The organism is Streptomyces sp. NPDC093071 (assembly GCF_044754545.1).
GTDB lineage: Bacteria > Actinomycetota > Actinomycetes > Streptomycetales > Streptomycetaceae > Streptomyces.
Genome location: NZ_JBIVPH010000004.1, coordinates 25,890 through 46,352, shown reverse-complemented (window position 1 = coordinate 46,352; position 20,463 = coordinate 25,890). Strand labels below are relative to the sequence as shown.

At 70.3% G+C, this 20,463-nt stretch carries 19 protein-coding genes and 1 pseudogene; 9 read left to right on the top strand and 11 right to left on the bottom strand.

Annotated features, from left to right (window positions below; translation table 11 throughout):
- On the bottom strand, positions 1 to 1,671 hold the full coding sequence (locus ACIQD7_RS17070) for a fumarate hydratase (RefSeq protein ID WP_402442429.1): 1,671 nt from the start codon (positions 1,669 to 1,671) through the stop codon (positions 1 to 3).
- A 197-nt stretch (positions 1,672 to 1,868) separates the two neighbouring features.
- Here ACIQD7_RS17070 and ACIQD7_RS17065 point away from each other — a divergent pair, with 197 nt between their 5' ends.
- Both ACIQD7_RS17065 and ACIQD7_RS17060 read left to right on the top strand, forming a co-directional pair.
- On the top strand, positions 1,869 to 2,591 hold the full coding sequence (locus ACIQD7_RS17065; RefSeq protein ID WP_351970286.1) for a DUF1707 domain-containing protein: 723 nt from the start codon (positions 1,869 to 1,871) through the stop codon (positions 2,589 to 2,591).
- Between the two features lie 169 nt (positions 2,592 to 2,760).
- Positions 2,761 to 3,132 (top strand): WhiB family transcriptional regulator, encoded by a 372-nt coding sequence (locus ACIQD7_RS17060; RefSeq protein WP_351970287.1) that lies wholly within the window; start codon positions 2,761 to 2,763, stop codon positions 3,130 to 3,132.
- Between the two features lie 151 nt (positions 3,133 to 3,283).
- On the opposite strand, the gene glpX is transcribed toward ACIQD7_RS17060, so the two are convergent.
- Positions 3,284 to 4,315, bottom strand: coding sequence for a class II fructose-bisphosphatase (gene glpX, locus ACIQD7_RS17055; protein ID WP_161372180.1), 1,032 nt, complete (start codon positions 4,313 to 4,315; stop codon positions 3,284 to 3,286).
- A 118-nt stretch (positions 4,316 to 4,433) separates the two neighbouring features.
- Between glpX and ACIQD7_RS17050 the strand changes: the two genes are divergently transcribed.
- On the top strand, positions 4,434 to 4,967 hold the full coding sequence (locus tag ACIQD7_RS17050; protein ID WP_202527243.1) for a DUF4245 domain-containing protein: 534 nt from the start codon (positions 4,434 to 4,436) through the stop codon (positions 4,965 to 4,967).
- A 116-nt stretch (positions 4,968 to 5,083) separates the two neighbouring features.
- Here ACIQD7_RS17050 and ACIQD7_RS17045 read toward each other — a convergent pair whose 3' ends face one another.
- The 4 genes from ACIQD7_RS17045 to ACIQD7_RS17030 all read right to left on the bottom strand — a co-directional run bounded on the left by ACIQD7_RS17045 (position 5,084) and on the right by ACIQD7_RS17030 (position 8,950).
- Complete coding sequence (locus ACIQD7_RS17045) at positions 5,084 to 5,674, bottom strand: malonic semialdehyde reductase (protein ID WP_121832571.1); 591 nt, start codon at positions 5,672 to 5,674, stop codon at positions 5,084 to 5,086.
- A 237-nt stretch (positions 5,675 to 5,911) separates the two neighbouring features.
- Positions 5,912 to 6,172 (bottom strand): exodeoxyribonuclease VII small subunit, encoded by a 261-nt coding sequence (locus ACIQD7_RS17040; protein ID WP_402442426.1) that lies wholly within the window; start codon positions 6,170 to 6,172, stop codon positions 5,912 to 5,914.
- Between the two features lie 50 nt (positions 6,173 to 6,222).
- Positions 6,223 to 7,440: an exodeoxyribonuclease VII large subunit gene (xseA, locus tag ACIQD7_RS17035; protein ID WP_402442424.1), complete on the bottom strand. Its 1,218-nt coding sequence runs from the start codon at positions 7,438 to 7,440 to the stop codon at positions 6,223 to 6,225.
- A gap of 112 nt (positions 7,441 to 7,552) precedes the next feature.
- Complete coding sequence (locus ACIQD7_RS17030; protein WP_402442422.1) at positions 7,553 to 8,950, bottom strand: APC family permease; 1,398 nt, start codon at positions 8,948 to 8,950, stop codon at positions 7,553 to 7,555.
- A gap of 174 nt (positions 8,951 to 9,124) precedes the next feature.
- On the opposite strand from ACIQD7_RS17030, the gene ACIQD7_RS17025 reads away from it, so the two are divergent.
- Together ACIQD7_RS17025 and ppgK are read left to right on the top strand one after the other, a co-directional pair.
- On the top strand, positions 9,125 to 10,168 hold the full coding sequence (locus ACIQD7_RS17025) for a 4-hydroxy-3-methylbut-2-enyl diphosphate reductase (protein WP_202527247.1): 1,044 nt from the start codon (positions 9,125 to 9,127) through the stop codon (positions 10,166 to 10,168).
- Between the two features lie 69 nt (positions 10,169 to 10,237).
- Positions 10,238 to 10,984: a polyphosphate--glucose phosphotransferase gene (gene ppgK, locus ACIQD7_RS17020; RefSeq protein WP_402442419.1), complete on the top strand. Its 747-nt coding sequence runs from the start codon at positions 10,238 to 10,240 to the stop codon at positions 10,982 to 10,984.
- A gap of 31 nt (positions 10,985 to 11,015) precedes the next feature.
- Here ppgK and ACIQD7_RS17015 read toward each other — a convergent pair whose 3' ends face one another.
- Complete coding sequence (locus tag ACIQD7_RS17015; protein WP_402442417.1) at positions 11,016 to 11,678, bottom strand: DUF6542 domain-containing protein; 663 nt, start codon at positions 11,676 to 11,678, stop codon at positions 11,016 to 11,018.
- 287 nt (positions 11,679 to 11,965) lie between these two features.
- Here ACIQD7_RS17015 and ychF point away from each other — a divergent pair, with 287 nt between their 5' ends.
- The gene (gene ychF, locus ACIQD7_RS17010; protein WP_121833549.1) at positions 11,966 to 13,054 is read left to right on the top strand and encodes a redox-regulated ATPase YchF; all 1,089 of its coding nucleotides are present in this window, start codon (positions 11,966 to 11,968) and stop codon (positions 13,052 to 13,054) included.
- A 123-nt stretch (positions 13,055 to 13,177) separates the two neighbouring features.
- Here the strand turns inward: ychF and ACIQD7_RS17005 are convergent, their stop codons facing one another.
- From ACIQD7_RS17005 to ACIQD7_RS16990, 4 genes are all read right to left on the bottom strand, one after another.
- Positions 13,178 to 13,723, bottom strand: a complete 546-nt coding sequence (locus tag ACIQD7_RS17005; RefSeq protein ID WP_402442415.1) for an HAD domain-containing protein — start codon at positions 13,721 to 13,723, stop codon at positions 13,178 to 13,180.
- A gap of 33 nt (positions 13,724 to 13,756) precedes the next feature.
- The gene (locus tag ACIQD7_RS17000) at positions 13,757 to 14,455 is read right to left on the bottom strand and encodes a class I SAM-dependent methyltransferase (RefSeq protein ID WP_402442413.1); all 699 of its coding nucleotides are present in this window, start codon (positions 14,453 to 14,455) and stop codon (positions 13,757 to 13,759) included.
- A 1-nt stretch (position 14,456) separates the two neighbouring features.
- Positions 14,457 to 15,368, bottom strand: coding sequence for an aminoglycoside phosphotransferase family protein (locus tag ACIQD7_RS16995; protein WP_402442411.1), 912 nt, complete (start codon positions 15,366 to 15,368; stop codon positions 14,457 to 14,459).
- Between the two features lie 80 nt (positions 15,369 to 15,448).
- Positions 15,449 to 16,198, bottom strand: a complete 750-nt coding sequence (locus tag ACIQD7_RS16990; RefSeq protein WP_402442409.1) for a hypothetical protein — start codon at positions 16,196 to 16,198, stop codon at positions 15,449 to 15,451.
- Positions 16,199 to 16,421: 223 nt separating this feature from the next.
- Here ACIQD7_RS16990 and ACIQD7_RS16985 point away from each other — a divergent pair.
- From ACIQD7_RS16985 to ACIQD7_RS16975, 3 genes and pseudogenes are all read left to right on the top strand, one after another.
- Positions 16,422 to 17,779 (top strand): annotated as a pseudogene (locus ACIQD7_RS16985) (tetratricopeptide repeat protein).
- 1 nt (position 17,780) lies between these two features.
- Positions 17,781 to 18,311 (top strand): NUDIX domain-containing protein, encoded by a 531-nt coding sequence (locus ACIQD7_RS16980; RefSeq protein WP_402442407.1) that lies wholly within the window; start codon positions 17,781 to 17,783, stop codon positions 18,309 to 18,311.
- Positions 18,312 to 18,374: 63 nt separating this feature from the next.
- Entirely contained in the window at positions 18,375 to 20,099 is a 1,725-nt protein-coding gene (locus ACIQD7_RS16975) for a hypothetical protein (protein WP_402442406.1), read from the top strand.
- Positions 20,100 to 20,463: the final 364 nt, after the last annotated feature.

Sequence of the window (20,463 nt, the reverse complement as noted above, 5' to 3'; positions counted from 1 at the left end):
TCAGGCGAGCCCGGGACCGCGCACCGGGATGTGCGTGAACGTCGGCTCCGGGGCCGGGTTCTGGAAGAAGTCGTTGCCCTTGTCGTCCACGACGACGAACGCCGGGAAGTCCTCGACCTCGATCTTCCAGACCGCCTCCATGCCGAGCTCCTCGTACTCGACGACCTCGACCTTCTTGATGCAGTCCTGCGCCAGGCGCGCCGCCGGGCCGCCGATCGAGCCGAGGTAGAAGCCGCCGTGCGCGCCGCACGCGTCCGTGACCTGCTTCGAGCGGTTGCCCTTGGCCAGCATGACCTTCGAGCCGCCCGCCGCCTGGAACTGCTCCACGTACGAGTCCATGCGGCCGGCCGTCGTCGGGCCGAAGGAGCCGGAGGCGTACCCCTCGGGGGTCTTCGCCGGGCCCGCGTAGTACACCGGGTGGTCCTTCAGGTACTGCGGCATCTCCTCGCCCGCGTCCAGGCGCTCCTTGATCTTGGCGTGCGCGATGTCGCGCGCCACGACCAGCGGGCCGGTCAGCGAGAGCCGGGTCTTGACCGGGTGCCTGGTCAGCTCGGCGAGGATGTCGTCCATCGGCTGGTTGAGGTCGATCCGCACCACGTCGGAGGCCTCGTCGAGGTGCTCGTCGGTGGTCTCCGGCAGGAACCGCGCCGGGTCCGTCTCCAGCTGCTCCAGGAAGACGCCCTCGGCGGTGATCTTCGCGACGGCCTGGCGGTCGGCCGAGCAGGAGACGGCGATGGCGACGGGCAGCGAGGCGCCGTGGCGCGGCAGGCGCACCACGCGCACGTCGTGGCAGAAGTACTTGCCGCCGAACTGCGCCCCGATGCCGATCCTCTGCGTCAGCTCGAAGACCTTCTCCTCCAGCTCCTTGTCGCGGAAGCCGTGGCCGGTCTCGGCCGAGCCCTCGGTGGGCAGCTCGTCCAGGTAGTGCGCGGAGGCGTACTTCGCGGTCTTCAGCGCGAACTCGGCGCTGGTGCCGCCGACGACGATCGCCAGGTGGTACGGCGGGCAGGCGGCCGTGCCGAGCGAGCGGATCTTCTCCTCCAGGAACTTCATCATGGAGGCCTCGTTGAGGACCGCCTTGGTCTCCTGGTAGAGGAAGGACTTGTTGGCGGAGCCGCCGCCCTTGGCCATGAAGAGGAACTTGTACGCGCCGCCGTCGGTCGCGTACAGCTCGATCTGCGCGGGCAGGTTCGAGCCGGTGTTCTTCTCCTCCCACATGGTCACCGGGGCCATCTGCGAGTACCGCAGGTTCAGCTTGGTGTACGCGTCGTAGACGCCCTTGGACAGGGCCTCCTCGTCGCGGCCGGAGGTCAGCACGTTCTGGCCGCGCTTGCCCATGACGATCGCGGTGCCGGTGTCCTGGCACATCGGCAGGACGCCGGCGGCGGCGATGTTCGCGTTCTTCAGGAGGTCGAGCGCGACGAACTTGTCGTTGCCCGAGGCCTCCGGGTCGTCGATGATCCGGCGCAGCTGCGCCAGGTGGGCCGGGCGCAGGAAGTGCTGGATGTCGTGGATCGCCTCGGCGGCCAGCCGCCGCAGCGCCTCGGGCTCCACCTTGAGGAACGTACGCCCGTCGGCCTCGAAGGTGGAGACGCCTTCGGCGGTCACCAGGCGGTAGGGCGTGGTGTCCTCTCCCAGGGGGAGCAGATCGGAGTACGAAAACTCTGGCATGACGGCGGTCATTCCTCACTCGGCGGGCGGCGGCGCCGCCTCCGTTGGCAACGCGCCCTCCAGCGTAGAACGCCTCCGTTTCGACGGTCCTGTGAGGTAAGGCTCACTTGTCGCGCGCCCTGTCGGATCCGGTCTCGTCCACAGGTCCCGGCCCCGCCCCCTGGTCGCGATCTATCGCGTTTCGCTAGGCTGGCTCCGTGGACCTCGAAAAGCAGCCCGAACCCGAGAAGCAGCCGCAGCCGCAGCGGTCGGCCGCACCCGCCGAGACCGCCCCCGCGGGGCCCGCCTTCGCCGATCCGCAGGGCTCGCTGCGGGCCTCGGACGCGGACCGGGACCGGATCGCCGACATCCTCAGGGACGCCCTGGCCGAGGGGCGGCTCGACGCCGAGGAGCACTCGGACCGGATCGACGCGGTCTACCGGGCCAAGACGGTCGGGGAGCTGGAGCCGATCGTCCGCGACCTGCCGGCCGCCCGGACCTCCCGTCCCGAGCCCGAGCCGGCGTACTCCTACGGTCCCGACGACCAGGACGGCGCCCCGGACAACCTCGTCGCGATCTTCTCCAGCACCACCCGCAAGGGCCGCTGGCGGGTCAGCCGCCGGACGAACGCCTTCGCGCTCTTCGGCAACATCGAGATCGACCTGACCGAGGCGATCTTCGCCCAGCGCCTGACCACGATCAACGCCACCTCCATCTTCGGCAACGTCGAGGTGCGGGTCCCGGAGAACATCAGCCTGCGCGGCAACGGCAGCGGGATCTTCGGGAACTTCGAGGTCGTGACCCTGGAGGGCGTCGACCCGCAGGCCCCGGTCGTCGTCATCAACGGCTACTCGGTCTTCGGGAACGTCGAGGCGCGGCCCAAGCGCGGTAAGTGGATCACGGACCTCCAGGGCAAGCTGCGCAAACACCTCGGCCACTGACGGGCGTTCGCGAGCGGGGAGCCCCTCCGGGCCGGTGACCGGAATGCGTCTCCGGGCCTCCGCAGTGCGGAACGGCGCGGCACCCAGTGCATAGGCGCGCGCACAGCGGGTAAGGCTCGTGGCATCGCCTCTCGCTCGCGAAGTCGTCGTCAGTCGTCAGGAGTAGACCGTGCTGCAACTGCCGCATCAGCCCCTCCAGGCCGTCGCCGTCCCCCCTCCCCGCACCCCGGCCCGCGAGGACGAGGGCGGCCCGTGGCACGCGGAGGCGGTGTGCCGCCGTGACGAGGCAGGACTCTTCTTCGCCCCCTCCAAGGAGCCGACGGCCGCGCGCCTCGCCCGCGAGGAGGCCGCCAAGCGGGTCTGCGCGCGCTGTCCCGTGATGGTCGAGTGCCGCGAGCACGCGCTGCTCCAGCCTGAGCCGTACGGAGTGTGGGGCGGGCTCACGGCGGCCGAGCGCCGCGTCGTCCTCGCCCGGCGCCGGCGGCGCGAGGTGGAGCTGAGGAAGGCGGCCGCGACGGAGCGGATCGCCCAGGCGGGCTGACGGGGGAGCGGAGCCGGGACGCCGGGACCGGACGACGGGACCGGGGCCGGGCACGGAGACCTCCGCCGGCCCGTACGGGAAGGGGCGCCCCCACCGCACATGGGGGCGCCCCTCTTCGTACCGTCCGGCGGGCGGGCGACCGCCCCCGGCCCTACTTGGCGCGGTCGAAGTCGATCTTGCTGTACGCGCGCAGCTTCGAGAGCCGGTGCGTGGAGTCGATCTGGCGGATCGTGCCGGACTTCGAGCGCATCACGAGGGACTGCGTGGTCGCCGTCTCGGCGCGGTACCGCACGCCGCGCAGCAGCTCGCCGTCCGTGATGCCGGTCGCGACGAAGAAGACGTTGTCGCCGCTGACGAGGTCGTCCGTGGAGAGGACCCGGTCCAGGTCGTGGCCCGCGTCGAGCGCCTTCTGCCGCTCGGCCTCGTCCTTCGGCCACAGCTTGCCCTGGATCACGCCGCCGAGACACTTGATGGCGCAGGCGGAGATGATGCCCTCGGGGGTGCCGCCGATGCCCATGAGCATGTCGACGCCGGTGCCCTCGCGGACGGCCATGATCGAACCGGCGACGTCGCCGTCCGAGATGAACTTGATCCGGGCTCCGGTCTCGCGGATCTCCTTGACGATGCCCTCGTGACGGGGGCGGTCCAGGATGACGACCGTGATGTCCTCGGGCGAGGAGTTCTTCGCCTTGGCGACCCGGCGGATGTTGACCGAGACGGGGGCGTTGATGTCGACGAAGTCGGCGGCCTCCGGGCCGGTGACCAGCTTGTCCATGTAGAAGACCGCGGACGGGTCGAACATGGTGCCGCGGTCGGCGGCGGCCAGGACGGCGATCGCGTTCGGCATCCCCTTGGCGTTCAGGGTGGTGCCGTCGATCGGGTCGACCGCGATGTCGACCTCGGCGCCGGTGCCGTCGCCGACCCGCTCGCCGTTGAACAGCATGGGCGCTTCGTCCTTCTCTCCCTCGCCGATGACGACGACGCCGTCCATCGAGACGGTGGAGATCAGGGTCCGCATGGCGTTGACCGCCGCGCCGTCCGCGCCGATCTTGTCGCCCCGGCCGACCCAGCGTCCCGCGGCCATGGCGGCGGCCTCGGTGACGCGCACCAGTTCGAGGGCGAGGTTGCGGTCGGGGGCCTCGGGAGAGACCTCCAGTTCGGGCGGGAGGGTGTGCTCGGTCATCGTTGCGCACCTTTCTGTACGGCGACGGCCGGAAAATAAGAGGGTGCTGCGACTCTATCGTCAGGTCGACAAATTGAGCAGAGGGGCCCACGTATGAGCGCGGGACCGTGATGCGACCATGGGGGGCGTGGCAGGTATGCGAGGCAGGCAGACGGTACGCGGGATGTTCCAGTCCCTCGGTGTGATCATGGTCGCCGCGGGCGTGATGTATCTCTTCATCCCGCACGACGAGCACGCGGACCCGGTGAAGGCGAAGGACTACCGGGTCGAGCTCCTGACGGCCCAGCGGGCGGCGCCGTACCCGGTGCTGGCCCCCGAGGGCCTCGAAGACGGCTGGAAGGCGACGGTCGTCTCGTACAAGCGCGAGAACGCCGACGCCTGGCAGCTCGGCTTCCTCTCCCCGGACACGCAGTACGTGGCCGTCCACCAGTCGACGGCGGAGCCGGGCACGTTCGTGCCCAAGGTGACGCAGAAGGCGAAGGACACCGGGAAGACCCAGACGGTGGCCGGCCAGGTCTGGCAGCGCTGGGAGGGCCCGAAGTACGACGCGCTCGTGCGGACGGAGGGCGGCGCGACGACCGTGGTGACCGGCACGGCGTCCTTCGAGCGGCTGGCCGAGATGGCGGGCTCGCTCCGGTCGCAGAAGGTCTGAGCGGTACGCGAGGACGTACGGCGCACGGCGTTACGGCGCGCGGCGTACGGAAAGGGCCCCGCACTCGTGGAGTGCGGGGCCCTTCGCCGTGCCCATACGGGCCGTGGTCACCGGTCTCAGACGGTGGTGACGACCTCGTCGAAGGAGAGGCGCGGGGAGCGCGGGAACCAGGCGTCCTCGCCCGGCTTGCCGATGTTGACGACCATCAGCGGGGTGTGGTCGGCGTCGAGGAACTCCTTCTGGACGCCGGCGAAGTCCAGGCCGGTCATCGGGCCGGCGGCCAGGCCGGCGGCGCGGACGCCGACGATGAAGTACGCGGCCTGGAGGGCGGCGTTCAGCAGGGCGGACTGCTCGCGGACCGGGCGCTCGGCGAAGAACATGTCCTTGGCCTGCGGGAAGTGCGGGAGCAGCGCCGGGAGTTCCTCGTGGAACTCGTTGTCGGCGGAGAGGATCGCGACGAGCGGCGCGGTGGCGGTCTTGGGACGGTTGCCCTCGGCCATGTGCTTGACCAGGCGCTCGCGGGCCTCGGGGGAGCGGACCAGGGTGATGCGCAGCGGGGTCTGGTTGAAGGCGGTGGGGCCGTACTTCACCAGGTCGTAGATCGCCTGGACCTGCTCGTCGGTCACCGGCTCGTCGGTGAACGTGTTGGCGGTGCGGGCCTCGCGGAAGAGGAGGTCCTGGGCGGCGGGGTCAAGGGCGAGAGACATGCTGCGTACCTTCCGGACTGCACAAAACTGCACAAGGTGGGGGTTGCTCGTACAAAGTTCGAGCGACGTCCCCGACAGTACGCCCATGATTGGTGAAAGTTCAACTATCCAATCCGGATAGTGATCCGGTTCACTCGTGAGTCTACGCCAGGGCGGGTGCGGCCGGAAAGGCCACCGCCGGGTGCCGGGTGCCGGGTGCCGGGTGCCGTCCGCCGCTGCCGTCCGCGTCCCCTCGGGTCACTCCCCGTCGCCGGTGCCGTCCTCGCCGTCCGCGTCCGCCGCCAGCGCCGCGTCCAGGCGGGCCCGGGCGCCCTCCAGGCGGAGCCGGCAGACCTTCGCCAGCTCCTCGCCGCGCTCCCAGAGAGCGAGGGAGTCCTCCAGGGTGGTCCCGCCCGCTTCGAGCCGCCGGACGACCTCGATCAGCTCGTCCCGCGCCTGCTCGTAGCCGAGCGCCGCCTCGTCCGTGTCCTTCGTGTCCCTGCCCGTGCCCGTTGCCATGTGCGTCCTTCCGTCGATGTGCTGGTGGATGAAGAGGGGGCCGCGGCCGCTCAGCCGGAGTCCGCCACGCGCCGTACCGCGAAGTCGCCCTCCGCGACCCGGGCCCGCAGCTCCTCGTTCCCGGCGACCTCCTCCGGGGAGCGGACCACCGTGCCGTCCGCCCGCTGGAGCACCGCGTACCCCCGGTCGAGCGTCGCCGCGGGCGACAGCGCCCGGACCCGCGCCCGGGTGTGCGAGAGCTCCGAGTCGGCCCGGTCGAGGAGGTGGCCGAGGACCCGCCGGCTCCGGGCGAGCAGCGCGGACACCTCGTCCTCGCGGACCTCGACCATCCGCAGCGGCTGCTCCATGACGGGCCGGGCCAGCGCGTGCGCCAGGCCGCGCTCCTCCCGGTCCAGGAGCCCCTGCACGGTCCGCAGCGCCCGGTCGCGCAGGCCGCGCACCCGCTCCAGCTCCTCCCCGACGTCCGGGACGACCTTCTTGGCCGCGTCCGTCGGCGTCGAGGCGCGCAGATCGGCCACCAGGTCGAGCAGGGGCGAGTCCGGCTCGTGCCCGATCGCGGAGACCACCGGCGTACGGCAGTCGGCCACGGTCCGGACGAGCTGCTCGTCCGAGAACGGCAGCAGGTCCTCGACGCTGCCGCCGCCCCGGGCCACGATGATCACGTCGACGTCCCCGTCCGCGTCGAGCTCCCGGACGGCCTGGACGACCTGCGGGACCGCCTTCACGCCCTGCACCGCGACGTTCCGCACCTCGAAGGCGACGGCGGGCCAGCGGCGCCGCGCGTTCTCCAGGACGTCCCGCTCGGCCGCCGACGCGCGACCGCAGACCAGGCCGATCCGGCGCGGCAGGAACGGCAGCGGCTTCTTCCGGTCGAGCGCGAACAGCCCCTCGGCCGCCAGGGACCGCTTCAGCTGTTCGAGCCGGGCGAGCAGCTCCCCGATCCCGACCGGCTTGATCTCGGCGGCCCGCAGCGACAGCTGCCCGCGCGGCGCGTACCACTCGGGCTTGGCGTGCACGACGACCCTGGCCCCCTCCGACACGACGTCCGCGACCGCGTCGAAGACCTGCCGGTAGCAGGTGACGCCGACGGAGACGTCGTGCGAGGGGTCCCGGAGCGTCAGGAAGACGACCCCGGCGCCGGGGCGCCGCGACAGCTGCGTGATCTGCCCCTCGACCCAGGCGGCCCCGAGCCGGTCGATCCAGCCCCCGATCATCCGGGAGACCTCACCGACGGGAAGCGGCGTTTCGGCGGACGTAGTCAGAGCCATGGACCGAGCGTAACGGCGCGGTACGACAACGTCAGGACGGCGGACGGGGGCGGGACGGCCGTACGGGGCGGCTGTACGGGGCGGGGCGGGGTCCCGTGTGCCCCCTGCGTGCTCACCGCGTCCGCGAAGCCCCCTGGACGGCCAGGACCACCAGGCCGACGCCCAGCCACACCACGCCCACCACCTGGGCCGCCGCCGAGGCCTCGACGATCACCGCGACCAGGATCGCGGCGCCGACGACCGGCGCCACCACGTGCTTCAGCACGTGCGGCGGCCCCTCCGCCCTCCGTACGGCGAACCAGCCCACCACGCTCGCGTGCAGCAGGACGAAGGCCGTGAGCGCGCCGACGTCGACCACCGACACCAGGTGGTCGAGGCCGTCGTCCCGCCGGGCCGCCCACACCGCCGCGACCATCGTCACCGTGGCCGACACCAGCAGCGCCACGCGCGGCACGCCCCCGTCCGTGCGGGCCAGCAGGTGCGGCAGCCGCCGGTCGCGGCCCATCGCGAAGAGCAGCCGCCCGCCAGCCGCCTGCCCCGCCAGCGCCGCGAAGGCCGCGCCGATCGCCTTGGAGGCGGCCACCAGGTCGTGCAGCCAGTCTCCGACCGAGGCGTCCACGGCGTCGTAGAAGGCGGACCCCTGCTTGCCGGGGTCGGCGGCGAGCTCGGCCGAGGAGACCGGTTCGAGCAGCGCCACCAGCCAGGTCTGCGCCACGAAGAGCACGCCCGCGAGCGCCAGGCAGAAGAGCAGCGCCCGCGCCACCTTCGCCGAGCCGCCCGTGACCTCCTCCGCGAAGGAGGCGATCGCGTCGAAGCCCAGGTAGGAGAGGACGGCGACCGAGACCGCGCCGAACACCGCCGCGAGCGAGAACGACGCGTCGCCGGTCAGCGGCGACCACCAGTCGCGCTGCGCCCCGTCCCGTACGAGCACCACCACGGCCGACACGACGAAGACGAGCAGGACGGCGATCTCCATCGCGAGCACGGCGAAGCCGACGCGGGCCGCCGCCCGGACGCCCCACAGGTTGAGCAGGGTGGTGAGGACCACCGCGATCCCGGTCCACACCCACCGGTCGACCGCCGGGACCAGCGCCTCCATGGCGATGCCCGCGAAGAGGTAGGCGACGGCGGGGATCAGCAGGTAGTCGAGCATCGCCATCCACCCGGCGACGAAGCCCGGCCCCTCCCCGAGGCCCTTGCGGGCGTACGTGAAGACGGAACCGGCCTGCGGGGCGACCCGCACCATCTGGGCGTAGCTGAACGCCGTGAACGCCATGGCGACCGTCGCCACCACGTACACGAGCGCGACCGCGCCGTGCGACTTGGCGTCGAGCGTCCCGAAGACGCCGACCGGCGCCATGGGCGCGATGAAGAGCAGTCCGTAGACGACCAGGTCGCGGAACCCGAGGTTCCGACGGAGCCCCGTGTGGTCCGTACCGCCACCACCACCGTTACCGCCGCCGCCACCGTCGCCGTTCCCGCCCGCCGCCACCTGCGATTCCTCGGCCATGGGGTCAGTTTCGGCCACGACGGCGGCCGAACCGCTGAGCGACGCGGCCGTGGCGGAGACGGGGGGCGTGGCGGATACGGGGACGTGGCGGAGACGGGGACGTGGCGGAGACGGGGGGCGCGGAGCCCGTCCGGGGCGCCCGCCGACGCGGGCGCGCGGGGACGCGGCCTTACGATGGGACGCATGACTGCAACGCCCGCGCCGACGCCCGATTCCGCCTCCGCGACGAACCGCCCGAAGCGTGTCCTGCTCGCCGCTCCCCGCGGCTACTGCGCGGGCGTGGACCGTGCCGTGATCGCGGTGGAGAAGGCCCTGGAGCAGTACGGGGCCCCGATCTACGTCCGGCACGAGATCGTCCACAACAAGTACGTCGTCCAGACCCTGGAGCGGAAGGGCGCGATCTTCGTCGACCAGGCGACCGAGGTGCCGCCGGGCAACATCGTGATGTTCTCCGCGCACGGCGTCGCCCCGACCGTCCACGAGGAGGCCCGCCAGGGCCGGCTCGCGACCATCGACGCCACCTGCCCGCTGGTCACCAAGGTCCACAAGGAGGCCGTCCGCTTCGCCAAGGAGGACTTCGACATCCTCCTCATCGGCCACGAGGGCCACGAGGAGGTCATCGGCACCTCCGGCGAGGCCCCCGACCACATCCAGCTGGTCGACGGCCCCGAGGACGTCGCCAAGGTCGAGGTCCGCGACCCCTCCCGGGTCGTCTGGCTCTCCCAGACCACGCTGTCGGTGAGCGAGACGATGGAGACGGTCGACGCGCTGAAGGAGAAGTTCCCGCAGCTGATCTCCCCGCCGTCCGACGACATCTGCTACGCCACGCAGAACCGCCAGACCGCGATCAAGGAGCTGGCCGGGCAGGCCGACCTGGTGATCGTCGTCGGCTCGAAGAACTCCTCGAACTCGATCCGCATGGTCGAGGTCGCCAAGCAGGCCGGCGTGCCCGCCGCGTACCTCGTGGACTTCGCGAGCGAGATCGACGAGGCCTGGCTGGAGGGCGTGACCAGCGTCGGCCTCTCCTCCGGCGCCTCCGTCCCGGACGTCCTGGTGCAGGAGGTCCTGGAGTGGCTGGCCGAGCGCGGCTACGCGGACGTCGAGATCGTCAAGACGGCCGACGAGTCCCTGACCTTCTCGCTCCCCAAGGAGCTCCGCGACAAGGACCTGCGGGCGGTGGCGGAGCGCCTCGGCGCGGGCGACCCGGCCGAGAAGTAGGCCGGCCGGCCGGTCGCGCGCCGACCCGGTCGGGGAGTAACGGGCCGCCCCAGCCCTTACGGTGGGTCCATGAACGTCTTCGGAGTGGACATCGGCGGCTCGGGCATCAAGGGCGCTCCCGTGGACCTGGAGCGCGGCGCGCTCGCCGAGGAGCGCCACAAGGTACTGACCCCGCAGCCCGCCACACCCGACGGTGTGGCGGGCTGCGTCGCGGAGGTCGTGGCGCACTTCGGCTGGACCGGCCCGGTGGGGGTGACCTTCCCCGGCGTGGTGACGGGCTCCACGATCCGTACCGCCGCGAACGTGGACAAGTCCTGGATCGACGTCGACGCGGGCGCGCTCATCGGCGAACGCGTCGGGGGCCTTCCGGTGACCGTCCTGAACGACGCGGACGCGGCCGGGATCGCGGAGATGACCTTCGGCGCGGGCCGGGGCCGCAAGGGCACGGTGATCGTGCTGACCCTGGGCACGGGCATCGGCTCGGCCCTCTTCGTGGACGGCCGGCTCGTCCCGAACACGGAGCTGGGGCACCTGGAGCTCAAGGGCCACGACGCGGAGAAGCGGGCCTCGACGAAGGCCAAGGAGGACGAGGACCTCAGCTGGGAGCACTGGGCGACCAAGCGGGTCCAGAAGTACCTCGCGCACGTGGAGATGCTGTTCTCGCCGGAGCTCTTCATCATCGGCGGCGGCGTCAGCCGCAAGGCGGACAAGTTCCTGCCGCTGATCGAGGGCATCCGCGCGGAGATCGTCCCGGCGGAGCTGGAGAACAACGCGGGGATCGTGGGGGCAGCGATGGCGGCGGCAGGAAGGGCGTAGGGGCGCGGGGGCTCGCCGCGGCCCCGGCGGCTCACCGGGCCTTGGCGGCCTTGGCGCTCTTCGTGCTCTTGGCGACGGGGGCGACGGGGGTGACGGCCGCGGTGGTCCCGGTGGACTTGACGGTTCCGGTGGTCCCGGTGGTCCCGGTGGCGGTCCGGGCGCGCCGCTGTCGCCGCCCCATGTCCCGCACCTTCCGGACGCTGGCGATGACGCCGGCGACCAGGGTGCCGCCGTACAGCCACCCGGCGTGCACGGCGAGGGCGGTCACGACGGCCATGGCCTGGCCGCCGAGGCCGCCCGTGCCGCCCGCGATGGGCAGGACGCCGACGGCGAAGGCGATGGGGACGGAGATGGGGGCGGTGACCAGGTCGGCGGTACGGACCCAGAGCGCAGTCAGGGCGCTGACCGGCAGGAACAGCAGCCCGTAGGCGGCGGGGGAGCCGTCCAGGAGCAGCAGGTCGAGGAAGCCGACCGTCAGCATGACGGCGGAGGCGAAGAGCCCGGCGCCGAGCCCGGTGAGGCGGGGCGCGGGCAGCCGCCGCAGGGCGAGGACGACGGGGGGCACGGGCCGGCCGCCGGGCCGCCGGCCGGGGGCGGACCCCGGGGCGCGGCCGGGGGCACGTCCGGGAGCGCCCGGCGCCGGGGCCCGCTCGACGCGGGCGCCGCCGGGGGTACGGGGGGCTCTGCCGGTCACGCGGTACACGGCGGCGCCCTCCACGAGGGGTCCGGAGGGCGCGGCGGGCGGCGGGGCGGCGGCCGGCGAACCGGACGTTTTCGGCCGTCGGCGCCCCTGGGGCTGACTTGTCCTGTGCTGCTCCACCCGACCAACGTAGGTCGGGAGGGGGCGGGAACCGGGTCCGGGACACGCCCTTTGGGTGACCTTGCCCCCGAGAACGACCGAAGGCGGGCGTCACTGGCCGGTTCGCCCCGCCCGTAAACTGGGGGATCGGCCCACCATCCACACTTCAGGAAGTCGCCACCGTGTCGCTCACGATCGGAATCGTCGGTCTGCCGAATGTCGGCAAGTCGACCCTGTTCAACGCCCTGACCAAGAACGACGTGCTGGCGGCCAACTACCCGTTCGCCACGATCGAGCCCAACGTCGGCGTCGTCGGCGTCCCGGACGCCCGGCTGACCAAGCTGGCGGAGATCTTCGGCTCGCAGCGCGTGCTCCCGGCGACGGTCGACTTCGTCGACATCGCGGGCATCGTGCGCGGCGCGAGCGAGGGCGAGGGACTGGGCAACAAGTTCCTCGCGAACATCCGCGAGTCGGACGCGATCTGCCAGGTCATCCGCGCCTTCAAGGACGAGAACGTCGTGCACGTCGACGGCAAGGTCTCGCCGAAGGACGACATCGAGACGATCAACACGGAGCTGATCCTCGCGGACCTCCAGACGATCGAGAAGGTCCTGCCGCGCCTCCAGAAGGAGATGCGGATCAAGAAGGACACGGCACCCAAGGTCGCTGCCGTCGAGGCCGCCCAGGCGATCCTGGAGAAGGGCGACACCCTCTTCTCGCAGGGCATCGTCCAGGGCTCGGAGAAGGCGGAGCTCCTCCACGACCTGCACCTGCTGACGACGAAGCCGTTCCTCTACGTCTTCAACGTGGACGAGGACGAGCTGACGGACGACGCCTTCAAGGCGGAGCAGAGCGCCCTGGTCGCCCCGGCGGAGGCGATCTTCCTGAACGCCAAGCTGGAGCAGGACCTGGCGGAGCTGGACGAGGAGGACGCCATGGAGCTCCTCCAGTCCGTCGGCGCCGAGGAGCCCGGCCTCGCCACCCTCGCCCGCGTCGGCTTCGACACCCTCGGCCTCCAGACCTACCTGACGGCCGGCCCCAAGGAATCCCGCGCCTGGACGATCAAGAAGGGCGCCACGGCCCCCGAGGCGGCCGGCGTCATCCACACCGACTTCCAGAAGGGCTTCATCAAGGCCGAGGTCATCTCCTTCACCGACCTCGTCGAAACGGGCTCGGTCGCCGACGCCCGCGCGGCGGGCAAGGCGCGGATGGAGGGCAAGGAGTACGTGATGCAGGACGGGGACGTGGTGGAGTTCCGCTTCAACGTCTAATGCGTCCGGCAAAAGGCCGTCCGACCCGCTCCGCAGCGGGTCGGACGGCCTTTTTGTTCCGTACGGAGGCCCCGCAGTGCATCCTGACGTCCTCACCGCTCGTGGCGGTGAGGACATCAGCCGTCAGGCGGCGTGAGCCGCGGGCACCTGCAGTCCCCACGTCGTGAGGTCGGCCAGGTGCTCGGGCTGCAGCCCTTGGTGCGGGTCGGGCTGTACGAGGAGGGTCGGCATTCCCTTGGCAGTGCGTTCCATGGCCCAGACGTGGTCGAGATCGGTGAAGTCGTCGTCGATCCAGACGACGGGGGCGTCGCCCAGCCAGTCGTCGACGTGGTCGCGTTTCCAGAGGTAGCCGTTGGGGTGGCTGGTGGTGATGCGGGGGCGCGGCAGGTCGATGTACGGCAGGTTCGTGAGGCCCAGGAGGGGTCCGATGAGCGTGGCGGCGTCCTGCCGCCAGCTGGTGCACCAGACGGGGGTGACCAGGCCGGTGCGGATGATGTCCATGAGCAGGCGGCCGTGGTCGGGGTTGAGCCAGACGGTGACCGGGGCGTCGGCGCTCCGGCCGGTGGGGACGACGTCGTGGCGGGTGTGGGTGGCCGGGGTCGAGCCGTGCTCGTCGGGGAAGGGGATAAGGACGCCGTCGATGTTGAGGAGCAGGTAGGGCGGGCGCATCGGTTCCTCCGGGAAGCCGGGGCGAATGGCTGGTCAGAGCTTGCGGGCGCGGATCAGCAGGGTGGTGGGCCAGTGGCCCATGCGGGGGTCGTGGAACTCCTGGGCCGAGGTGAGCCAGAAGCCAGCCTGGCTGAGGTGCTTCTCCCACCGGTCCGTGGAGAACTCCCATCGGGCGATGGGGAGCCGGGTGCGGTCGGGAAGGGTGACGTGGTCGCGGCGGGGCCGGTCGTCGCCCGAGGGGCTCCGGCCGCCGCGCTGCGGGTGGGGGATGGAGAAGGCGAGAACTCGTCCGGGCGTGAGGCATTGGGCGATGGTCGGCAGCAGGAGTTCAGGGGCGACCAGGCCGACGGCGCCGAAGACGGAGTAGATCGCGTCGAACTGCTCGTACTCGTCGGGGGCGTGCAGGTAGTGCAGGGCGTGGCCGGCGACGAAGGTGAGGTTGTTCAACCGTCCGTAGTGGGAGCGGGCGCGGCGGACTTGCAGGCCGACCAGGTCGACGCCGGTGACGTGGGCGCCGTGGCGGGCGGCGAGGTGGGCGGCGTTGTGGCCGGGGCCGCAGCCGAGCTCCAGGAGTCGCTTGCCGCGCAGGTCGGGGCCGAGGACGTCGGCTCCGGGCCCTTGGCCGGGCCTCGTGGTCCATTCCATCCGGGCGGGTACGGAGAGGGGTTCGGCGAGTCTTGCGGCGGTGCGCTGGGCGGCGTGGACGTGCCAGGGGGATGCCTGGGCGAGCACGTCAGATCCCCAGGAGGTGAAGGACATCGGTGAGGTGGCGGCGGACGGCCTTGAGGTAGGCGGGGTCGGTGGCCGGGTCGTCGATCCAGCGGACGGCCTGCTCCAGGAACCACTCGACGGCCCACATGCGGTGCCAGCCCAGGGCCCAGTTCTCGGCGGTGAGCCCGCCGCGCGGGGCGAGGGCGTCGGGGGTGCCGCCGGCGGTGACGTACTGCTCCAGGAAGACGCGCAGGCGTACGGGGTGCGGAGGCTCGATGGTCCCGTGCCAGCTGGCGAGGTCGAGCAGGCCGGGGCCGGTGAAGGCGCGGGCGAAGTCGAGCAGCCGCCAGCCACGCTCGCCGATGTGAAGGCTGGTGGGGTGGAACTCGGAGTGCACCCAGCCGAACGGTTCCAGCGTCGCTCCGGCCGAGCGGGCCTCGGCGGCCTGGGCGACCTGGTCGAGCGCGTCCTTGACGTCGTCGGCGTCCTGCCACCGACCGTTCTTGCGGAGCAGTTCGAGATGCTCCAGCGCCCGGGTCGGCAGCGTGCGCAGCTGCTCCTGGTCGAGGAGGAGCAGGGGCGGAGCCGTACGGGTGCCGTGCAGGACCACGGCCGCGGCGACGCCGTCGAGGTCGTCGGCCTCGCGGACGGACGGTCCGAGGTCCTCCAGGAGCATGCCGAGCCAGCCGTCCAGGACTGCGGAGGCGTGGACCTGGGGGACGGGGACGCCGAGGGTGTGGGCCAGGCGGAGGGCCTGGTCCTCGCTGTCGAAGGGCTTCTTGGCGTACTTGAAGATGGCGGTGGAGCCGTCGGGGAAGGTCACGCGCTCGACGCCGGACATGGACCACACGCGTACCTCCTCCCGTACGGCAGTGGTCTGGCCGGTCGCGGTGAGCAGGTTGTCGAGGAGTTCGGCGCTGGGGTTCGTGGTCACGTGAGGGCTCCGGGGAGGGGTGGTGGCGTCCGGGGCGGGCGAGGGATGCCGGCCCGCCCCGGAGCCTGATCGGGTGGTGGTTACGCGGCGGGGTTCACGCGGTGGGCGTAGACCTGCTCGATCCAGCCCGCCTTGAAGGCCGCGAGGTCGTCGCGGAAGTTCGCCATCGAGGCACCGTAGGGCGCGACCACGCCGCCGGACTGGTCCGGCACGGACTGGCAGCCGTGCACGAGCCGGCCGCCGAGGGCGGCGTGGGCCTTGATGGACTTGATGCGGCGGTGCTCGTTGAACCAGCCGCCGTGGTAGACCTCGTCGAGCATCCCGCCCGTCTCGTCGTCCAGGTCGAAGACGACGGAGGTGGCGGCGGGGAAGAACCAGCACGGGCCGACGTTGGAGATGTGCCCGTCGAGCTCGACCTTGTTGAGTGCCATGAGCGTGGCGGCCTCGCGCAGCATCCGCAGGTGGTCGGCGGTGATCTGCGGCAGGCCGAGGCCGGCCAGGTGCTCGTCGCGGAACAGGTAGGCGTACACCTCGTACGCGGTGGCCACGACGCGGGCGGCGTCGGAGGTGGAGTCGCTGTGCTGCTTGATGAAGTCGAGCGCGAGCTGCTCGACCGCGCTCTCGGTCGTCTCGTCCACGTCGAGGAGCTGGGCCTTGACCAGCTCCCAGTCGGCGACGAGCCAGGTGTTGGACTCGAAGCGGAAGAAGTACTCGGCCGGGTCGATCGTGATGCGTCGGCCGTCGACCTGGATGCCGGGCAGGCGGCTCCAGCGTGGGTCGAACGCCTCGGGCAGCTCGACCGTGATGGCCGTGGTGTTGATGGTGGTCACCGTGTCTCCGTCTCTGATTGGCCGGTCTCGGGCACAGGAATGCCCGAGCCTGGTGTGGGCGTACGGAACTTCGGGGTGCCGCCTGGACCAAGGGGGAGCCTGGATCACGGTCGCGCCGTTCCGGGCGGCTGCTGACAAGTGAACCGGTGGTCACGCTCAGTGGGTACGGTGGAAGGCAGTTGAAGCGGTATACGCGGTTTACAGCTCCAGGACGGAGGCGATCGTGACGGCGCAGCGAGAACCCAACTCCCGTCTGCGCGACGTCATCGCGGCGGTCGACTGCACCTACGAGGCCCTCGCCCGAGACGTGCGGCGCATCGCCGCCGAGAACGGCGAGATCCTCCAGACCAACAAGTCGGCCATCTCGCACTGGGCGAACGGCACCCGCGTCCCGTCGGGCCGGGTAGGCCAGTACCTGACCGAGGCACTGTCCCGCCGAGCGGGGCGCACGGTCACCCAGACCGAGATCGGCCTCCAGGCCAGCGATGACGAAGCGCCGGCGGAATCCGACCCCGTCCTTGCCGCCACCGACCTGGGCCGCGCCGACGTCGAGCGCCGTCGCTTCCTCGCCATCGCGGCCTTCACCACCGCCGGCGTCGCCATGCCGCTCGGATACGACCACGAAGCCACCGCCCGCATGCTCCGCGCCCGCGCCGGCACGTCCTTGGTCGGGGCAGAGGACGTGGACGTCGTACGGCAGATCACGGCGGCCTTCAGCGCCGCCGACGAGCGCCTCGGCGGCGGGCACGGACTGACCACCGTCACCGCGTACCTCGCCGACACCGCCGCCCCCATGCTGCGCGGACGCTTCCCCAATGAAGCCTTACGCCGGGCCGCCTTCGGCGCCGTCGCCGAACTCGCCTACCTCGCAGGGTGGAAGCACCACGACCTCGGCCAGGAAGGCGCCGCCCAGCGCTACTACCAGGTCGGCTACAAGCTCGCCTGCGAAGCCGACCCCCAGGGCCACGCCGCCTGGATGATGCGCGCCCTCGCCCACCAGGCCCTCAGCCTCAAACAGCCCCACCACTGCGTCGACCTCGTCGAAGGCGCCCTCCGCACAGGTCTCGGCCACGTCGACGGCCAGACCGAAGCGCTCCTCCACATCACGCACGCCCGCGCCTACGCCGCGGTCAACGAGAACCCCTTGGCCGCGCGCGCCCTACTCGCCGCCGAGGACGCCCTCCTACGAGACGACGGCCCCCAGCCCAGCTACTCCCGCGTGAGCGGCCCCGCCGATGGCACCGTGGCCAGCCACACCGCCCGCACCCTGACCGACCTCGCCGACCACATCGGCACGGAGCAGCAGCACCGGGACGCCCTCACCCGCTGGGACCCCCAGAAGTACAAGCGCGTCCACGCCCTCACCCACGCCGACCTCGGCGACAGCCTCGCCGCCCAGGCCCGCGCCGACGAAGCCGTCGCCGCCTGGACCCAGGCCCTGGTCCTCATGGGGGGGGCATGACCTCCGACCGGACCCGGAAGGCGATCACGTCGATCCGCTCCACTCTCGCGATCTACCAGCGCCGCCGCGTTCCCGGCGCCGCAGATCTCGCCCGCCGCGCCTGCGAGGCCCTCGCCTAACATGCCCAACAACCCGCCCGACGAAGGGAACCCCGTGGCCCAGCAGACCGACGACCGCTCCCGAGCCCTCGAGCCGGCGCTCGAGTCGATGACCCTGCTGGTCGCGGCCGTCATCGTCCATGACAAGGCGACCAACCGCGTCGTCCTCCTCCAGCGCAGCGAAAACGCGAAGTTTGCCCAGGGCATGTGGGACCTCCCGGTCGGCAAGAGCGAGCCGGGCGAGCCCATCACCGAAACCGCAGTCCGCGAGCTCTACGAGGAGACCGGCCTCACGGTGAAGCCCGAGTCCCTCAAGGTCGCCCACATCATCCACGGCGCCTGGGGCGTCGAAGCCCCCAACGGCTTCCTCACGGTCGTGTTCGCCGCCCACGAATGGACCGGCGAACCCGAAAACCGCGAACCCCGCAAGCACTCCCAGGTCCGCTGGGTCGACGCCAACGCCATTCCCGAAGCCTTTGTCGATACCACTGCCAGCGCTCTAGCCCGGTACCTAAAGGGAAGCCAAGAGGTCTCGCTCGACGGATGGCAGTGATTCGCTATTCCTGGTCAATTATGCATGGTGGAGTCCATATTTTCGTTAAGGGTCCTGTGCTGCATGCCTAAAGGGGACTTCGCCGTGAAACATCAAGAGCGATCAACTCTCGACTTGCTGAAGATTCCGTTCGTTTTCACGCAGGATGAACTCCTCGACACGGGTTCGTTTATACGGAAGGCGAAAGAGCGAGGCCATCACCTGCGCCTGGATACCCTGCGGGCTCTCCATAATAGTGGCCTGCTCGTGCCCCTTTATAGGGTGAGTGACACGCCGGTAGAGGGCCGTCAGGTGGATGTCGGCAATGTTTTTCTCGAACGGAACCCGCGAGGTTGGGTGATGAGTGCCGCGCAAGAGGGGCGCTTGCGTGACCCAAGGCAAGAAGGGTATAGCGCGGCCTGGCCTTATATGCGCCCTGACGGTGTGGACGCCAGGAGCTGGTGGAACGGTTTCATCTATTCGTCTTGGCAATTGATTGGCCTGAATGAAGCGCTGGTGCGGTATAGAATCGTTCGACAGAACGATATTTGGCCGATCCGTCGTCCGGCCAGCGGAATTCGCCCGATGGTGCTTGCCCTCGCTGCCTTGTCGCCGCGCTACCTCGCCGGCATTCTCGGTCGGATTAATCTTCCGGGCGGGGTAGAGGAGCAGGAGCTATGGCGATTTCGTTCGGGTTTCGCCGCGGAAGATCTTCTTAGTCTCAGCGGGTTCAACCCAGCTGGCCTTCGGGGGCACGCCGAGACCCTTCTCGCGCAAGCGCACTCTCGTGACCCTCTGATCAAGTGGTTGCCGCTGGTTCGCCATACCAGCTACTCGGGTTGGTCGAAGTTGAAGGCTGATCCGCTTGACTGTATGTGGAAGCGAGTGGCCGCCGAAGTGCTCTTGCAGGCCCACGATGACCTAGCCGAGGACAGGTTGGTTGAGCCGCTGCCTGACCTAACCGGGGAGGGGTGGTGGACGCCGCTTCACGACCGCTTGAATCCGAGATACGAGGAAGCTGCGACTCTGGAGCGGGCACTCGGAGATTTCGGCCTGTCCCCCCACCCCAGAGTTATCGTGCTAGTCGAGGGTGAGACTGAACTTATTCACGTTCCGCGCCTGCTTGCCGAACTCGGACTTACGGACCCTCAGCAGGTGCGGGTGCAGCGCTGCAAAGGGTCGAAGGTTAGCCCTCAGCTGATTGCTAGATACGGCGTTACGCCGCGAGTCGGCCGGCGGGTAGGTGAAGTCTGGCTTCTGGACGCTACCCCTACGGCACTGGTTATTGCGATGGATGCCGAGAATAAATGGGCGACGCCTGAGAAGTGCGAGGCGGAGCGTCAGGCGTTGCTTGCAGCGGTGCAGGAAGAGGCTCGAAGTCAAGGAGCAGAAATTCCCGAGGACTACCTCGACTTCCTGGTGACTGTGCACGTCTGGGGTGAAGATAAGTACGAACTGGCCAATTTTACGGACGATGAGCTGATTCCTGTCATCGCCCATGTTGCTGATCGCGAGCCTAAGGCAGACTCGCTGGAGTGGCGAGCGAGAATGCGCCAATTCCTTGAGGAGGCTCGCGCGGCACATCACGACATTAAGGTCCCCATCGGTCGAATGAGGATCAAGGTCGATAAAGTCGCCATGGCTGAAGCTCTTTGGCCGGTGCTTCGAGGGAAGCTTGAGAGCGAATTTTCAGAGCCTGCTCCCGTCACGCCTGTGATCGATCTCGCGAAGCGAGTATATGACGTCTGTCAACGAATTTCTGGTATCCGTGCGATGAGGGTGCCAGATGGGTTCGGCGGTTCGTCGTAGCTGGGTCACGGGGGCTCGTCAGATTGTTCAACGCATTATTCTGGGGGACCAGATGGCTCAAAAGACTTTCGGCACCTCAAGGGATGACTTCTCCAAGGCAGTGAAGGATGCTCTCGCCCGGAGGGTCGCTTCCAGGTGCAGCAACCCTGATTGCCGGGCGGCTACGTCAGGGCCCAAGCTGCAGTCAAGCGGCGCTGTCAATGTAGGTGTCGCCGCGCACATCACGGCCGCTAGCCCGGGTGGCCCGCGCTACGATCCTGTCCTCACTCCGGTTGAGCGTGCGTCCGAGCATAATGGCATTTGGCTGTGCCAGAACTGCGGGAAGCTCATTGACAGTGACGTTCTTCGCTACACCGCGTCGGCA

Bases quoted from the DNA above. Each gene is read 5' to 3' on its own strand.
- ACIQD7_RS17070 (WP_402442429.1), bottom strand. From the start codon at position 1,671: ATGCCAGAGTTTTCGTACTCCGATCTGCTCCCCCTGGGAGAGGACACC.
- glpX (WP_161372180.1), bottom strand. From the start codon at position 4,315: ATGACCGAGCACACCCTCCCGCCCGAACTGGAGGTCTCTCCCGAGGCC.
- ACIQD7_RS17050 (WP_202527243.1), top strand. From the start codon at position 4,434: ATGGGGGGCGTGGCAGGTATGCGAGGCAGGCAGACGGTACGCGGGATG.
- ACIQD7_RS17045 (WP_121832571.1), bottom strand. From the start codon at position 5,674: ATGTCTCTCGCCCTTGACCCCGCCGCCCAGGACCTCCTCTTCCGCGAG.
- ACIQD7_RS17040 (WP_402442426.1), bottom strand. From the start codon at position 6,172: ATGGCAACGGGCACGGGCAGGGACACGAAGGACACGGACGAGGCGGCG.
- xseA (WP_402442424.1), bottom strand. From the start codon at position 7,440: ATGGCTCTGACTACGTCCGCCGAAACGCCGCTTCCCGTCGGTGAGGTC.
- ACIQD7_RS17030 (WP_402442422.1), bottom strand. From the start codon at position 8,950: ATGGCCGAGGAATCGCAGGTGGCGGCGGGCGGGAACGGCGACGGTGGC.
- ACIQD7_RS17025 (WP_202527247.1), top strand. From the start codon at position 9,125: ATGGGACGCATGACTGCAACGCCCGCGCCGACGCCCGATTCCGCCTCC.
- ppgK (WP_402442419.1), top strand. From the start codon at position 10,238: ATGAACGTCTTCGGAGTGGACATCGGCGGCTCGGGCATCAAGGGCGCT.
- ACIQD7_RS17005 (WP_402442415.1), bottom strand. From the start codon at position 13,723: ATGCGCCCGCCCTACCTGCTCCTCAACATCGACGGCGTCCTTATCCCC.
- ACIQD7_RS16980 (WP_402442407.1), top strand. From the start codon at position 17,781: ATGCCCAACAACCCGCCCGACGAAGGGAACCCCGTGGCCCAGCAGACC.
- ACIQD7_RS16975 (WP_402442406.1), top strand. From the start codon at position 18,375: ATGCCTAAAGGGGACTTCGCCGTGAAACATCAAGAGCGATCAACTCTC.